This window comes from Streptomyces sp. RGM 3693 (assembly GCF_050471125.1).
In the GTDB taxonomy this organism is placed as follows: Bacteria; Actinomycetota; Actinomycetes; order Streptomycetales; family Streptomycetaceae; genus Streptomyces.
On the sequence record NZ_JBMPPQ010000002.1, the window covers coordinates 1,060,213 to 1,074,316 of the forward strand.

A 14,104-nucleotide genomic window follows, 5' to 3' on the forward strand; every position below is an offset into this window, starting at 1 on the left:
CCCGTATCCCTTGCCCTCCGGGGCCCAGCGGTACGGTGTCGTCCCACAAGCGGCAGTATGGACCGGGAGAACGATGAGCAGCGGCCAGCAACACCTCACCCACATCGACGCGGCCGGTGCGGCCCGCATGGTCGACGTCTCCGAGAAGGACGTCACCGCCCGCACCGCCCGTGCCCGCGGCCGCGTCCTGGTGGCGCCGCGCGTCATCGAGCTGCTGCGCGGCGAGGGCGTCCCGAAGGGCGACGCCCTGGCCACCGCCCGCATCGCCGGCATCCTGGGCGCCAAGCGCACCCCCGACCTGATCCCGCTGTGCCACCCGCTGTCGGTCTCCGGCGTCACCGTGGACCTCGCGGTCGCCGACGACGCCGTCGAGATCACCGCCACGGTCAAGACCACCGACCGCACCGGCGTCGAGATGGAGGCGCTGACCGCGGTCTCGGTCGCCGCGCTCACCGTCGTCGACATGGTCAAGGCGGTCGACAAGGCCGCGGTGATCTCCGACATCCGCGTCGAGGAGAAGACCGGCGGCAAGTCCGGCGACTGGCGGCGGCCGTGAGCCCCGCCCGCGCCCTGGTCGTCACCGCCTCCAACCGCGCCGCCGCCGGCGTCTACGAGGACAAGGGCGGCCCGCTGCTCGCCGAGGGCCTGACCGCCATGGGCTTCGCGGTCGACGGCCCCCAAGTGGTCCCCGACGGCGACCCCGTGGAGGCCGCCCTGCGCGCGGCCGTCGCCGCCGGCTACGCCGTGGTGCTGACCACCGGCGGCACCGGCATCTCGCCCACCGACCGCACCCCCGAGGCCACCCGCCGGGTCCTCGACTACGAGGTCCCCGGCATCCCCGAGGCGATCCGCGCCGCCGGCCGCGCCAAGGTCCCCACCGCCGCCCTCTCCCGAGGACTGGCGGGCGTCGCCGACCGCACCCTGATCGTCAACCTCCCCGGCTCGGCCGGTGGGGTGCGCGACGGCCTGGCCGTCCTCGCCGAACTCCTCCCGCACGCCGTCGACCAGATCCACGGCGGCGACCATCCCAGACCCTCCGGGAGCCCCAGCTGAACACGCCCTGGCCGGTGGTCCTGACGGACGGAGAGATCTCCCTCCGCCCCATAAGGCTGCGCGACCAACGCCCCTGGCGCGAGGTCAACCGCCGTAACCGCGACTGGCTGCGCCCCTGGGAGGCGACCGTCCCGCCGCCCCCTCCGGGCGTCCCGGTGCCGCACCGCCCCACCTTCCGGCAAATGGTCCGCCATCTGCGGGCCGAGGCACACGCCGGCCGGATGCTGCCGTTCGTCATCGAATACCGGGGCCGGGTGGTCGGTCAGCTCACCGTCGCGGGTATCACCTGGGGCTCGATGTGCTCGGGCCATATCGGTTACTGGGTCGACCAGGAAGTCGCCGGCCGCGGTGTCATGCCGACCGCGGTGGCGCTCGCCGTCGACCACTGTTTCCGCACCGTCGGACTGCACCGCATCGAGGTCTGCATTCGGCCGGAAAACATCCCCAGCCGGCGCGTGGTGGAGAAACTCGGCTTCCGCGAGGAAGGTCTCCGCCCGCGCTACCTCCACATCGACGGCGCCTGGCGCGACCACGCGGTTTTCGCGCTGACCGCCGAGGAAGTACCGGAAGGACTCCTCACCCGCTGGCGGAGCCGGCGGCCCGGCGCACCCGGCCTCCCCGACGCATCCCACAAATGAAAAACCTGTTCGAATTAATCCTTCGCTGACACCGCATTCGCCACAACTTCATCGCAACAATCACAAAAAAAGTTCGAGATATCAGCCAGATCGTGCGACACACCGGCTCAATTGGCGGATGGCCCCACGGAAACCCCTCTACCGTGTGAGTTGTGAGAAGCAGCGGCCTCATCTACGCAGTCATCGTCGGGGCCTGGGCCGCCTATTTGGTGCCGATGTGGCTCCGTAGACAGGACGAGCTCAACGAGGCTCGTCCCACCGAGCGCTTCAGCACGGCCATCCGGCTCCTGTCCGGACGCGCGGGCATGCAGCGCCGCTACGACAAGGAGCACGGGGCGCGCCCCGCCGGCGATGCGGACGAGGAGCAGGAACCGGACGCCACGGACGACCCGGCCGGCGCCCGGTCCTTCGGCGACCCCGCACCGCCCCCGGAGCTCCCCGACGACACCCACACCCGCGCCCAGGCCGCCCCGCCGCGCCCCTCCCTCGCCGAACGCACCAAGCGCGCGAAGGTCCTGGCCCGCCGCCGGCGCACCATCACCATCCTGTTCTTCGCCTTCACCGCCGGCGCCGGCGCCGCGGCCGTGGGCGGCCTGGCGTTCCTCTGGACCCCGGCCCTCCCGGCCGTCCTCCTCACCGCCTACATCGTCTATCTCCGCGCCCAGGAGCGCCGCCGCTTCACCTTCACCATGGACCAGCGCAAGGCGGAGGCGGCAGCACGACGACTGCGGGAGGGTCGACCCCGCCCTCACCAGGCGGCCGACCAGCCGCCCGCCGCCGACCACCAGCCCGACGTCCGCGCTGACGCCGCCGAGGTCGCCCCCGAGCCGTCCCGCCCGGCGCCGCCCCCGCACGCCACCGGCGCCCGCGCCCTCGTCGAGGAGACCGACCACGCCGAGTGGGTCGACCAGCAGCGCAAGCGCCCCCGCCCGGCCACCGGCAGCTGGGAGCCCGTCCCGGTCCCGCTGCCCACCTACGTCACCGCCCCGGTCGCCCCGCGCGCCACCAGCCACGTCGACCTGGACGCCGACGACGCCTGGAGCTCCGCCCGCTCCAGCTCCGTCCCCGAGCGCCCGCGGCCCGCCGCCTCGCAGGACCGCCCCACCCACCCGGGCCGCCGCGCCCGCGGCCGCACCCCGCTCTTCGACCAGTACGAGGACGAGGACCGCCCGCGCGCAGCGAACGAGTGAGGCTCGCCCCGCTGACCAGCACCGGAAGCGATTTCCGAGCACGGCGAACGAGATGCTAGAGTTTCACTCGTCGCAAGGGCCTGTGGCGCAGCTGGTAGCGCACCTCGTTCGCAACGAGGGGGTCAGGGGTTCGAGTCCCCTCAGGTCCACGCACAGTAAAGCCCCCACCGGGGAAATCCGGTGGGGGCTTTTTCGTGTGTCTGGGGTGGGGTGGGGCGGTTGTTGACGGGGGGTGGGGTTGGTTAGGGGGTGAGGCGGGTGAGGGTGTTGAGGGCGGTGGTGGCGCCGTCTTCGGTGGCGAGGTGGCGGGCGGCGGCCTCGGCGCGGGTGCGGAGGGACGGGGTGGTGGTGGCCTCGGTGAGGGCGGCGGCGAGGCGGGCGACGGCGTCGTCGGGGGAGAGGGTCTTGGTGAGGGTGGTGACGGGCAGGGCGGGGGTGGCGGTGCCCAGGGCGGCCAGGCGGGCGGCCCAGAAGGGCTGGTCCGCGGTGAACGGGACGGGGACGGACGGGATGCCCGCGCGCAGGGCCGCGGCGGAGGTGCCGGCGCCGCAGTGGTGGACGGCGGCGGCGACGCGGGGGAAGAGCAGGGCGTGCGGGACCGGGGTGGGGACGGTGAGGATGTCGTCGGAGGGGGAGTCGGCGGTGGTCAGGCCGGCGTTGCCGGAGAGGAGGAGGCCGCGGGTGCCGGCGCGGCGCAGGGCCCGGACGGCGAGGGAGTTGAGGCGTTCGGCGTCCTCGGCGGCCATGCTGCCGAAGCCGATGGAGACCGGGGGCGGGCCGGCGGCGAGGAAGTCTTCGAGGGCGGGCGGGAGTTGGGCGTCGGGGGCGTGGTGGGGCCACCAGTAGCCGGTGACGTCGAGGCCGGGGCGCCAGTCCGCGGGGCGCGGTACGAGGAGTTCGCTGAAGCCGTGCAGGACGGGCCAGTTGGCGGCCTCGATGCGGCGGCGGACCGTACCGGGGGTGGCGGGCGGCAGGCCCAGGCGGGTGCGCAGGGCGCGGGTGGCGCCGGCGTGGAGGCGGTCGACGACGCGGAGCGAGAAGCGGCCGGCGGCGCGGTTGCCCCAACCGCCCAGCGAGCGGCCGCCGCTGACGACGGGTGAGAAGGCGCGGGTGGGGGCGGTGGGCTGGAGGTAGGCGCCGACGGACGGGATGTCCAGGGCCTCGGCGACGTGCCAGCCGAGCGGGGCGGTGGTGGTGGACAGCATCAGCAGTTCGGTGTCCGGGGCGGCGACGTCGGCCATGCCGGTGCCGAGCTGTTCGATGAAGGCGGCGGCGCGCCGCATCAGGTCGCGGCGGGTAGTGGGGGTCCCGGGGGCGCTCGGGTCCGTGGGGCGGCTGGCGCGGGGGTCGGCGGGCAGGCTGCGGAAGCCGAGGCCGGCGGCGCGGACCAGGGGGGCGAAGCTGTCGTGGGTGGCGAGGGTGACCTCGTGGCCGGCGGCTTGGAGGCGGGCGCCGAGGCCGGTGTACGGGGCGACGTCGCCGTAGGAGCCGGCGGCGGTGAGGAGGATGTTCATGGGCGGCCTTGGGTCAGGAGGGGGCGGGGCCGGTCGCGGGGTCGGCGGTGGGTGCCGGGGGTGACTGGCGGACCGCGTTGGCGTGGATGGCGGTGCGGAGGTACGGGGCGAGGCCCGGGCGTTGTTCGGTCGGTGGGACGAGCAGGGCGAAGGCGCGGGGATCGGTGGCGAAGTCGTCGGCGATCCGGCCGTGCATGTCGGTGGGGCAGGGGGTGAACCACCGGGTGATGTGCCGGCGGTGCTCCTCCGCGAGGTCCATGGCGCGCTCGCCGTCGGGCGGTTCGCCGGCGTCGAAGGCGGTGGTCAGGCGGGCCCGCCAGTCGGCCGCCTCGGCCATGATCTGCGTCCAGTCGTCCTTGGAGTGCGTGGCGGCCCGGGCCATCGAGCGCTGGTAGCCGTCGCTGTGCCGCAGTTTCCGGTCGGCTTCGGTGGCGTACGTCAGGTCGAAGGCGATCTCGCCGAAGACCTCGAAGCGCTCTTCCGGGGTCAGGCGGACGCCGGTCTGCTGGACCTCCATGGCCTGCTCGGCGACCTCGACCAGGCGCTGTAGCCGGGTGATTTCCTCGGTGAGCCGGCGGTGTCGGGCGCGGAGCTGGTCCAGGGCGTTGGCCTGCGGGTCCGCCAGGATCGTGGCGATCTCGTCGAGCGGGAAGCCGAGCTCGCGGTAGAAGAGGATCTGCTGGAGTCGGGCGAGGTCGGCGTCGCTGTAGAGGCGGTAGCCGGCGGGGCTGCGGTCGCTGGGGCTGAGCAGGCCGGTCTTGTCGTAGTGGTGCAGGGTGCGGATGGTGACCCCGGCGAAGGCGGAGACCTGGCCTACCGGGTATCCCATGGGAGTGCCTTTCGCTTGCTGGTGCGGTGGGACGGTGTCCCGCGCGTCGTTGATCAAGGGTGTGGCCTGACGTCACGTGAGGGTCAAGGGGAGGGTGGGGAGGGCGGGCGGTGTCGGCATGTGAGAGGGGACGTCGGATCGGAGGGACCGCCGTTACATTTGTCGGGAAACAGGTATTCGCTCTCGTGTGCGCATCCTGTACGACCTTGTGCACACAGGGTGCCCTGGTGCGCAGCCCGTCCGCCCGTCCGTCCACGGCCCGAAGGATTCCGTGAGAGCAGCAATCGCCACCCCCCGAGCCGCCGCGGCTGCCGGGGCCGGGCTGCTCGGGCTGCTGCTCTTCGTGGTGCTCACGGGGTGTGGTGGGCCGGCTCCGCTGCTGCGGGACCAGGGACCGGCGGTGGCGCCGGCGCCGTCCGCGCGGAGCGGGCCGGTCTACGTGGCGGGCGACGCCGGGCGCCCGCTGCAACGCCCGGACGCCCTCCCGCTGGGCGACTCCGCGCGGCTGACCGCGCTGCGCTGGAAGTCGTGGGGCGGTTCGACCGCGGTGGCCGGCGGCGGGCTGGTCGGGGACTGGTGCGCGCCGGAGTGCGTCCGCACGCCGTACCGGGTGACGGTCACGCTGAGCGGGCTCCAGCAACAGCAGGGATTCGCGTACTACTCCAGTGCCGGGGTGGTCGCGCCCGAGGTGCACGGTGCGAGGGCCGCCGAGCTGGGGCGGGTGAGCCTGCACCTTCCCGACGTCGAGTAGGCGAGGAGGCGCGTACGGGCCTCTGGTCGGGTACGCGCTTCGACGTCGGGCGCCCCGGGAGTCCCGGGGTGGCGGGCGGGCGCACGGGCCGGGGACGGTTCGAGGGACGAGTGGAACGGAGGAGAGAACGGATGGGGCTACGCGCCAAGATCGGTATCGCGATCTCCGCCACCGCGGCGGTGGTCGTGGTCCTCGTCGGCGTGCTCGTCCACCACCACACCGTCAACGCCCAGCTCGACCTGGCCGGGCACACCCTCGACAGCCGGTTGCAGACCACCGTCCAGGACCGGGCGGCCGGGATCGACACCGGGCGGGGGCTGATCAACCCCAAGGATCTGCCGGGTCCGCTGAAGTCGCTGGTTCAGAGCGGCCGGCGGGGCGTCTATCTGGAGCTGGGCGGCCGTACGCCGTATCTGTGGGCGGCCACCAAGCTGGGCCCGGACATCGTCGCGCTGAAGCGCCCCTACGACCGGGAACAGCAGACCGCCGAGGCCCTGGACCGGATGCTGTGGGTGGCCGGGGCGGCCGGTACCGCGCTGGGCTGCGTGGTCGGGCTGCTGGTCGCGCACCGTTTCGGGCGGCGGCTGACCGCCTCCGCGGCGACCGCCCAGCGGATCGCCGAGGGCGATCTGGGCGCCCGGCTGCCGAGGACCGGAAACGACGAGATCGCGCAGCTCACCGAGGCGGTGAACACCATGGCGGAGACGCTGGCGGGGCGGCTGCGGGCGGAACGCGACGTCACCGCGAACATCGCCCACGAGCTGCGGACCCCGGTGGCCGGGCTGGTCACCGCGGCCGGTCTGCTGCCGCCGTCCCGGCCCGCCGAGATGGTCCGGGAGCGGGCCGAGCGGGTGCGCGGGCTGATGGAGGACGTGCTGGAGGTGGCCCGGCTGGACGCCCGTACGGAGGAGGCGGACCGGGAGGTGCGGCCGCTGGGGGAGCTGGTGCGGCGGGCGGTCGTGGCGGCCGGCCAGGCCGCCGGGGCCGGGGCCGAGACGTCCGGGGTCGGGACGTCCGGGTGCGGCGCTTCCGGTGCGGACCGGGCGGCTGGGGGCCCGGCGGCGGTGGACGGGGCGATACGGGTCCGGGTGCTGGTGGACGGGCTGGTGGAGACCGATCCGCGGCGGGTCGAGCGAATCCTGGTCAATCTGATCAGCAATGCCCGCCGGCACGGCGCGGAACCGGTGACCGTCGAGGTCGAGGGCGGGGTCATACGGGTGCGGGACGCCGGGTCGGGCTTCCCGGCGGCGTTGTTGGCGCACGGCCCGCAGCGGTTCCGGACCAGTGGCGGCCGGGGCGGGCCGGGGCTGGGCCTCGGGCTGACCATCGCCGCCGGGCAGGCCCGGGTGCTCGGGGCCGGGCTGTGCTTCGCCAATCCGCCCGCGGGCGGGGCGCAGGCCACCGTCGACCTGCGGGGGGCGCTGTGCCCGGAGCGGGCCGGCGAGTCGGGCGAGTCCGGCGGGTCCGGGGCCGCGGACGGGCGGTGAGGCGGGGCGGGTGGCCCGCCCTTCCGCCGCCGCCGTACGCCCCGGGTCCGCCGGGCTGTGGCCGGCACGCCCGCCTCACCCCTCCGGGAAGCGGTCCTCCAGGACGGAGTTCAGCAGCGCCCGGACGTCCTCGCGGTCCAGGCCCTCGGTGCGGGCCCGTTCCATCCAGGTGCGCAGTTCCTCGCGCAGGACGGCGTCGGCCGCCGAGTCGGGGCGGGCCAGGGTGCGGCTGACGAATGTGCCGAGCCCGGGCCGCGGCTCGACCAGACCCTCGCGCTCCAGCTCGCGGTACGCCTTGAGCGTGGTGTTCGGGTTGACCTTGGTCGTGGCGGCGACCTGTGCGGCCGTGGGCAGCCGGTCGCCCTCCACCAGGACGCCCAGCCGCAGCGCCTGCTGGACCTGCTGGACGATCTGGAGGTAGGTGGCGACGCCGCTGCGGCGGTCGATCCGGAATTCGACGGCGCTCACCACCTCTCTGCCTCTGTGCTCGTTTCGGTACGGCTGGTACGGCTGGTGCAGCCGGTCCGACCGCCGGGGCCGTGCCGGCCGACCGCTTGATGATCGGGCTGCCCGCGACGGGTGTCAAAGCGCCCCCCGTGGCGCGCCCGACGCCCGTTCAGAGCGGCCGCCTGCGGGCCCGCCACACCACGAACGCCAGCACCAGTACGGTCAGCGCCAGCAGGATGCCCGCGCCGAGCCACTGCATCCCGGGCATCTGGTCGTAGGAGATGTACTGGGTGACGCGGTTGACGATGCCCATCTTGGCCCGGCAGGCGTCGGGATGGGCGTCGTGGACGCAGGTGCTGAAGCCGAAGAGTCGGCCGTCGGCGGTGGCCACCCAGTCGTCCATCCGGATCGCGTCGGGCGCCAGACTGGGGCCGTTGCCGTTGTACGGGTAGGTGATGTTGTGCAGCGTGCCCAGCTTCGGCCGCACCTTCTCGTCCCAGACCACGCTCACCGCCGCCGCGGTGAACGCGGTGGCCAGCATCGCCGGCACCACCCGCTTGATGAGCTTGCCGAGGGCGATGCCGCAGGCCGTGAGGAACAGCGTCTTGGCGACCAGCACCGGGCCGGTGAGGTCGAACGGGCCGCTGTTCAGCCAGTCGCCGGTCACGACCAGCGAGTGGGCGGGCATCCACAGCCACGTGAAGACCAGTGACACCAGGGTGGTGCACGCCGTGACGATCCCCAGCGGGAGGGCCAGCGTGGCGGCGAGCCAGCGGCCGCGGCTCACCGACTGGGTGGTGACCAGTTGGAGGGTGCCGCGTTCCAGTTCGGCGGCGATCAGCGGGGCGCCCAGGAAGACGGCGACGATCACCGGCACCATCTGGAGGAACTGGATGTCGCTGCTGAACGTCGGGCCGAACCTGCTCTGGAACTCCGTCTGGAGCGCTTCGCCGCCGGCGCTCTTCCCGCCGAGGAAGCCCATCAGCCCGATCCGCTGGTACGAGAAGACGGCGCAGGCGGCGAGGGTGACCAGGATGCCGGTGAGCAGCGCGGAACGGTGCCGGCGCCAGACCAGCCAGAGGGTGCCGCGCAGCGGGCCGGAGGCGGTGGCGGCGCCCGCTCCGACCTCGTGGGTGGTGGTGGCGGTGCTCATGCCGCGGTCTCCTTCCGGGCCTCGTCCAGGATCAGGGCGGGTGCGTCCGGGGAGCGCATGCAGGCCAGCAGGATCTCCTCCAGGCTCGGCGCCATGGCCTCCCAGGGGGCGTCCGCGGTGGCGTCGGGGCGGGTGGGCAGTGTTCCGTCGGGCCGCACCATGGCGCTGAACTGCCGTCCGCTGATCCGGGATTCGACGATGGTGTGCCGTGCGGTCAGTTCCTCGGGGACCCGGCCGGCGACGGCCAGACCGGTCACCAGGGTGTGTGCGGGTACCAGCGCCTCGGTCGGGCCGGCCATCCGCAGCCGCCCGCCGGTCAGGACGAGGAGGTAGTCACACATCTCCTCCACCTCGGCCAGCATGTGCGAGGACATCAGGACGGTGGTGCCGTGCTCGGCGGCCTCGGCCATCAGGAGCCCGGACAGTTCGTCCCGGGCCAGCGGGTCCAGGTCGGACATCGGCTCGTCGAGCAGCAGCAGTTCGGGGCGCTTGCCGAAGGCGAGCGCGAAGGCGACCCGGGTGCGCTGGCCGCCGGAGAGGGTGCCGACCCGGGCGCTGAGCGGTATGTCGCCGGAGCGGACGATGCGTTCGGCCAGCGCCTGGTCCCAGCGCGGGTTCAGCTCGCGGCCGAGCCGGAGCGTCTCGGAGACCGTGAAGCGCTGGTAGAGGGGCTTGTCCTGCGCGAGGTAGGCGACGCGTTGCAGGGCGGCGGGGTCGCTGACCGGGACGCCGCACAGCCGCAGCGTGCCGGTGGACGGTTCGAGCAGGCGGGCGGCGATGCCCAGGAAGGTGCTCTTGCCGGCGCCGTTGGGGCCGACCATGGCGCAGACGCGCCCGGCCGGGATCCGGAAGGAGCATTCCTGGAGCGCCCACCGTCGGCGGTACCGCTTCCACAGGTTGTCGGCCTCGACCGCCCAGGGGCTCGGGCTCGGGTCGTGCACGCTGGATCCCCCCTTTAGCTAGTTAATTAGTGGAATGAGTATGGAGAGAGGTCGGGGACCTGTCAAAGCGGGGGTGGCCGGCGGCGGCCCGGACGGTCCGCTTACGTCCGGTTACTCGGCTCCGACCAGCGATTTCGCCATACAGCGGCTTGACTCGTACGTCCGGTAGTAGCCGAACTTCTTGACCAGTGCGTAGCCGCTGGAGGCGTACAGGGAGAGTGCCTCGGGCTGCTCGGTGCCGGTCTCCAACACCATCCGGGTGCGGCCCGCGGCCAGGGCGTCGGCTTCGAGCGCGGCCAGGATCCGCCGGGCCAGGCCGCGGCCGCGGGCCTGCGGCACCACGAACATCCGCTTGATCTCGGCGTCGCCGGTGGCGTACCCCGCCGCGGCGTCCTCCTGGACCCGCCAGCCGCCGGTGGCCAGCGGCCTGCCCTCCTCGTAGGCGATCAGGTACAGGCCGCGCGGCGGGAGGAACATCTCCGGCGCCAGCCGGGTCAGGTCCCCGTCGCCGTACCGCCGCGCGTACTCCTGCTGGACCTCTTCGTCGAGTCGGACCGCGTCGGGGTGGTCGTAGCGGACGGGGCGTATCTCCATTCCAGGAAGCGTACGGAAGCGACGGGCGGGGCGGAAGCGGCGGTCTGGGCAGGCGGGTGGCTCGGCCGCGGGGATGCGGCGGTGCCCCCGTCTGACCTGGGGAAACGTGAGGCGCCGCCGCCGGGAGGTCCCTGGCGGCGGCGCCGTCGCGTGGTGCGGCCTCAGCTGTGCGTCTGCTTCGCCAGGGTCACGAGGTCGGTGAATGCCTGGGGGGTGAGGTGGAGGTGCGGGCCGTCCGGGTTCTTGGAGTCGCGGACGGGGACCGTGCCGTGCGTGACTACGAGGTTGGTGGCGATCTCGATGCACTGGCCGCCGTTGCCACTGTAGGAAGACTTGAACCAGCGAGGGGATTCGGTCGTCACGGAGATCCCTTTCGTAGCTGATCGATATTCCATGAAGCGTACGGAGGCGCCGGGCGGGGGCGTGCGTCGTCGCTTCCGCGGTCGTGTGAGGGACGGTGTGAGAAGGGGGAGTCGTGGTCAGCCCTGGAACTTGGCGAAGTTGACCAGTTCCGACCATGCGTCGGCGGACAGCGCCAGATGCGGGCCGGCGGGGGTCTTGCTGTCCCGGACCAGAACCTCACCAGTGTGCCGGGCGTGCTCCGGAGCCCATTCGATGCAGGCGCCGCCGTTGTCGGAGTGCGAGGAAGAGACCCATTGAAGGGTGGCAGTCACGGGGTGCCCTTTCGTAACGTATTGATCACGGCCACAGACGCAGCCTGGGAAAGCGCCTCAGCCTGCAACTGATGGTAGGCCGTCAACATGGGGACTGCCGATGTGCTTTCCCGGTCCAAGTGCCCTCGCTGGGCCGACTCTGTGTAGGTCATGAGTGAGCGATCCGGGAGCGTCAGGACGTATAGCGGCAGGTTAAACGGCCTCCGCTCTCCCATGGTGAACGGGGCGATCTGAAGCATGGTGTTCGGCAACTCGGCGAACTTCAGCAGACCTTCAAACTGGGCGTCCATGACCTCGCGACTGCCGACGGGGCGTCGGACGCAACTCTCGTCCAGGACAGCGGAGATCAGTGGTGGGCGCGCTCGGTCTAGCGCAGCTTGACGTTCGACAACGGTCGACACACGTTCGTCAGCCTGCTCAGGCGTGATCGCACCACGCTTGACCGCGCTCGCGGCGAGGATCGATGCGTACTCCGGCGTCTGCAACAGTCCTGGGATTACGCCTACTTCATACAGGCGGATCTCTGCCGCCTTCGCCTCAGCGGCCTTGTACTCCGGGAAGCCCTCCAGCAAGCCGCCATGTTTGATCTCGCGGTACTCGCTCTCGAAGGCTTCCGCCGTGCCGGTCAGGCCGAACGCCACGTCCGCGCTACGCGAGAACCGAAGAGTCGGAGGCTTCCGGGCAGTTTCGACCGCCGAAATATGCACGCTTGAATACTCCGTGCGGTCGGCCAGGTCATCTTGTGTCCAGCCGCGCGACTCCCGCAGGCTGCGTAAGCGCGCTCCATAGGCAGCCCGCGGCGACGCTTCCGGGTTCAACTCCCGACGATTCAAGAACTGTTCACCGACCCTTCGTTCTCGTCCAACAAGTTGAATGCTCCCCAGGCGCGGTCCACTCTGAACCTCCCCGGTAGCGATACCGCTACGGAGAGCAAGGAGGGCTTGATGGCCAGTCCTGTTCGTACGCCCTACTCGGCGTGCGCTGACGAAGGAACGAAGCTCGATGCCGCGTTGAGGGAGGTGGGGATCGACGCCCCGCCCAGCGCGGTGTCCGTGACGGAGGACGGGGGCGTCAAGGTGTCCCGGGTGGTCCCGCCGTTGCTCACGCCCAGCCAGGCTGCTCGGCTGACCCGCATTGTGCGGGCGGCGCGGGGAGCCAACGGGCGGCCGGACGACCTGAGTGCGCGGAACGCGGACCAGACCAGGCGGTCGTTGGGGCCGAACGCGGGCAAGCGGACCGACGGGAGCGGTAGGCCGTGCACCGCCTCCTAGGGCGCCTGCTCGCAGCTCAGCGGGAAGCCGTGCCGTGGTCGGAACCGGCCGGTGACGATGTGCCGGTTCGCTGCCCGGTCGGCCGGCACGACATGACCGTCTGGGCTCCCTCGGTGTACCGGTGCGACGAACACGGCGCGACGCTCGTCGTCCACTCCCCGTCCCTGACCCTGCCCCTGAAGACTCCCGACGTACGAGAGAAGGAAGACCCCGTGTCCATGGTTTTCAGCGCCGACGGTGGCGACAGGCTTCCCGGCAAGCCGTACCCCGGCCCCCACGAGCCGCCGACCCCCGACGGCGGCCCCGGCGTTCCCAACCCGCCCAAGGCCGGCTGAACATGGCCGACGCACACCAGGAGCGCCCCAGCCGGACCGGGCTGGGGCGTGCCCTCATGTCGGCCGGTGACCTCTCTCCCGACTGGGCACCCGCTTACGCCGCCGTACCCCGCGCCGCGTTCCTGCCGGACCTCATGTGGCCCTGGGACATGCGGGCCGGCACGAGCGTGCCCGTCGCCCGGACCGACGACCCGGAAGCCTGGCACGCCTACGCGGATGCCGACTGCCCGATCGTGACGCAGTGGGACGACGGCGAACACACCGGCACGGCGCCCGGAACGGTCTCCACCAGTTCGGCGTCGATGCCGTCGGTGGTGTTCCGCATGCTGCGGGACCTCGACGTGCGCCGCGGGCATCGCGTCCTTGAGATCGGTACCGGTACCGGCTGGAACGCGGGTCTGCTGGCCCACCGGGTCGGGCGGGAGAACGTGGTCACGGTGGAGGTCGACGGGGCCGTCGCCGCCGCCGCGCGGGCGGCACTGGAGCGGTTCGGCACCCCGGTCGAGGTCGTGCACGGGGACGGCTTCGAGGGCCACCCCGCAGGCGCGCCGTACGACCGCGTCGTCGCTACCTGCGGCCTGCGGGCCATCCCGTACGCCTGGGTGGCGCAGTGCCGGCCGGGCGGCGTCATGGTGGTCCCCTGGGGCACCCACTACGGCAACGGTGACGCGGTGGCCCGGCTGGTCGTGAGCGAGGACGGTAGGAGTGCGTCCGGGCGGTTCACCGGCCCCGTCGAGTTCATGAAGCTCCGGGCGCAGCGCCTGCCGCAGGTCGACCACTGGGACTACGTGCCGGGCAGCGTGGCTGACGGCGACGAGACCGCCACGTCCGTCGTGGAGAACGAGTTCGTCGTGGGTCCGTTCGGCGCCCTTCGGTTCGTTCTGGGGCTGCGCGTGCCGCACTGCCTCCAGGTGGTCGCGGAGAAGCGGGACGGCGCACGGCCGGTCTGGCTGTACGGGCTGGGTGGTGATCGGTCCTGGGCCTGTGTGCAGTTCCGGGAGGGCAGGGCCGCGCGGGTCTGGCAGCACGGGGACCGTCGACTCTGGGACGAGGCAGAGGCCGCCTACCGGTGGTGGACGGATCACGGCCGGCCCGCACACGACCGCTTCGGCCTGACCGTCGGGGCCGACGGCGCACGGGCGTGGCTGGAGCACCCGGGGAACGCCTGGCGCCTTTGAAGCGCCTGGCGCCTGGCGCCTTTGCCGCCGCCGCCGGGGGCAGGCCGGC

The 14,104-nt window shown here is 72.7% G+C and carries 18 protein-coding genes and 1 tRNA gene; 9 read left to right on the plus strand and 10 right to left on the minus strand.

From position 1 onward, the window contains the following. The first annotated feature begins 73 nt into the window (after positions 1-73). The 5 genes from moaC to ACO0M4_RS22135 all read left to right on the plus strand — a co-directional run bounded on the left by moaC (position 74) and on the right by ACO0M4_RS22135 (position 3,030). Positions 74-556 carry a cyclic pyranopterin monophosphate synthase MoaC gene (gene moaC / locus ACO0M4_RS22115; RefSeq protein ID WP_430372606.1) on the plus strand — a complete coding sequence of 161 codons (483 nt, stop codon included), beginning with the start codon at positions 74-76 and terminating at the stop codon, positions 554-556. Continuing rightward, complete coding sequence (locus tag ACO0M4_RS22120) at positions 553-1,053, plus strand: MogA/MoaB family molybdenum cofactor biosynthesis protein (RefSeq protein WP_430372607.1); 501 nt, start codon at positions 553-555, stop codon at positions 1,051-1,053. The genes moaC and ACO0M4_RS22120 overlap by 4 nt, the downstream gene beginning before the upstream one ends. Then, the gene (locus tag ACO0M4_RS22125) at positions 1,050-1,691 is read left to right on the plus strand and encodes a GNAT family N-acetyltransferase (protein WP_430373892.1); all 642 of its coding nucleotides are present in this window, start codon (positions 1,050-1,052) and stop codon (positions 1,689-1,691) included. Before ACO0M4_RS22120 ends, ACO0M4_RS22125 begins: the two co-directional genes overlap by 4 nt. A gap of 152 nt (positions 1,692-1,843) precedes the next feature. Further along, complete coding sequence (sepX, locus tag ACO0M4_RS22130) at positions 1,844-2,881, plus strand: divisome protein SepX/GlpR (protein WP_430372608.1); 1,038 nt, start codon at positions 1,844-1,846, stop codon at positions 2,879-2,881. A gap of 76 nt (positions 2,882-2,957) precedes the next feature. Continuing rightward, positions 2,958-3,030 (plus strand) — tRNA-Ala (locus tag ACO0M4_RS22135). A gap of 93 nt (positions 3,031-3,123) precedes the next feature. On the opposite strand, the gene ACO0M4_RS22140 is transcribed toward ACO0M4_RS22135, so the two are convergent. Together ACO0M4_RS22140 and ACO0M4_RS22145 are read right to left on the minus strand one after the other, a co-directional pair. After that, positions 3,124-4,395 carry a glycosyltransferase gene (locus ACO0M4_RS22140; RefSeq protein WP_430372609.1) on the minus strand — a complete coding sequence of 424 codons (1,272 nt, stop codon included), beginning with the start codon at positions 4,393-4,395 and terminating at the stop codon, positions 3,124-3,126. Positions 4,396-4,408: 13 nt separating this feature from the next. Further along, entirely contained in the window at positions 4,409-5,224 is an 816-nt protein-coding gene (locus tag ACO0M4_RS22145) for a MerR family transcriptional regulator (protein WP_430372610.1), read from the minus strand. 271 nt (positions 5,225-5,495) lie between these two features. Between ACO0M4_RS22145 and ACO0M4_RS22150 the strand changes: the two genes are divergently transcribed. Both ACO0M4_RS22150 and ACO0M4_RS22155 read left to right on the plus strand, forming a co-directional pair. After that, entirely contained in the window at positions 5,496-5,975 is a 480-nt protein-coding gene (locus ACO0M4_RS22150) for a hypothetical protein (protein ID WP_430372612.1), read from the plus strand. A gap of 131 nt (positions 5,976-6,106) precedes the next feature. Beyond that, the gene (locus ACO0M4_RS22155) at positions 6,107-7,462 is read left to right on the plus strand and encodes an ATP-binding protein (protein WP_430372614.1); all 1,356 of its coding nucleotides are present in this window, start codon (positions 6,107-6,109) and stop codon (positions 7,460-7,462) included. Between the two features lie 75 nt (positions 7,463-7,537). Here the strand turns inward: ACO0M4_RS22155 and ACO0M4_RS22160 are convergent, their stop codons facing one another. The 8 genes from ACO0M4_RS22160 to ACO0M4_RS22195 all read right to left on the minus strand — a co-directional run bounded on the left by ACO0M4_RS22160 (position 7,538) and on the right by ACO0M4_RS22195 (position 12,376). Beyond that, positions 7,538-7,933, minus strand: a complete 396-nt coding sequence (locus ACO0M4_RS22160) for a GntR family transcriptional regulator (protein ID WP_430372616.1) — start codon at positions 7,931-7,933, stop codon at positions 7,538-7,540. Between the two features lie 145 nt (positions 7,934-8,078). Next, positions 8,079-9,062, minus strand: a complete 984-nt coding sequence (locus tag ACO0M4_RS22165) for an ABC transporter permease (RefSeq protein WP_430372618.1) — start codon at positions 9,060-9,062, stop codon at positions 8,079-8,081. Beyond that, on the minus strand, positions 9,059-10,003 hold the full coding sequence (locus tag ACO0M4_RS22170; RefSeq protein WP_430372619.1) for an ABC transporter ATP-binding protein: 945 nt from the start codon (positions 10,001-10,003) through the stop codon (positions 9,059-9,061). The genes ACO0M4_RS22165 and ACO0M4_RS22170 overlap by 4 nt, the downstream gene beginning before the upstream one ends. Positions 10,004-10,114: 111 nt before the next feature. After that, positions 10,115-10,597: a GNAT family N-acetyltransferase gene (locus ACO0M4_RS22175; RefSeq protein ID WP_430372621.1), complete on the minus strand. Its 483-nt coding sequence runs from the start codon at positions 10,595-10,597 to the stop codon at positions 10,115-10,117. A gap of 161 nt (positions 10,598-10,758) precedes the next feature. Continuing rightward, entirely contained in the window at positions 10,759-10,959 is a 201-nt protein-coding gene (locus ACO0M4_RS22180; protein WP_430372622.1) for a DUF397 domain-containing protein, read from the minus strand. Positions 10,960-11,076: 117 nt separating this feature from the next. Next, positions 11,077-11,271, minus strand: coding sequence for a DUF397 domain-containing protein (locus ACO0M4_RS22185; protein ID WP_430372623.1), 195 nt, complete (start codon positions 11,269-11,271; stop codon positions 11,077-11,079). Continuing rightward, on the minus strand, positions 11,268-12,104 hold the full coding sequence (locus tag ACO0M4_RS22190; protein ID WP_430372625.1) for a helix-turn-helix domain-containing protein: 837 nt from the start codon (positions 12,102-12,104) through the stop codon (positions 11,268-11,270). The genes ACO0M4_RS22185 and ACO0M4_RS22190 overlap by 4 nt, the downstream gene beginning before the upstream one ends. A 134-nt stretch (positions 12,105-12,238) precedes the next feature. Then, positions 12,239-12,376 (minus strand): hypothetical protein, encoded by a 138-nt coding sequence (locus ACO0M4_RS22195; protein ID WP_430372627.1) that lies wholly within the window; start codon positions 12,374-12,376, stop codon positions 12,239-12,241. A 150-nt stretch (positions 12,377-12,526) separates the two neighbouring features. Between ACO0M4_RS22195 and ACO0M4_RS22200 the strand changes: the two genes are divergently transcribed. Then, complete coding sequence (locus ACO0M4_RS22200; protein ID WP_430372628.1) at positions 12,527-12,877, plus strand: hypothetical protein; 351 nt, start codon at positions 12,527-12,529, stop codon at positions 12,875-12,877. 2 nt (positions 12,878-12,879) lie between these two features. Then, a complete protein-coding gene (locus tag ACO0M4_RS22205) occupies positions 12,880-14,055 on the plus strand; it encodes a methyltransferase domain-containing protein (protein ID WP_430372630.1) in 1,176 nt (391 codons plus the stop codon). Positions 14,056-14,104 lie beyond the last annotated feature (49 nt).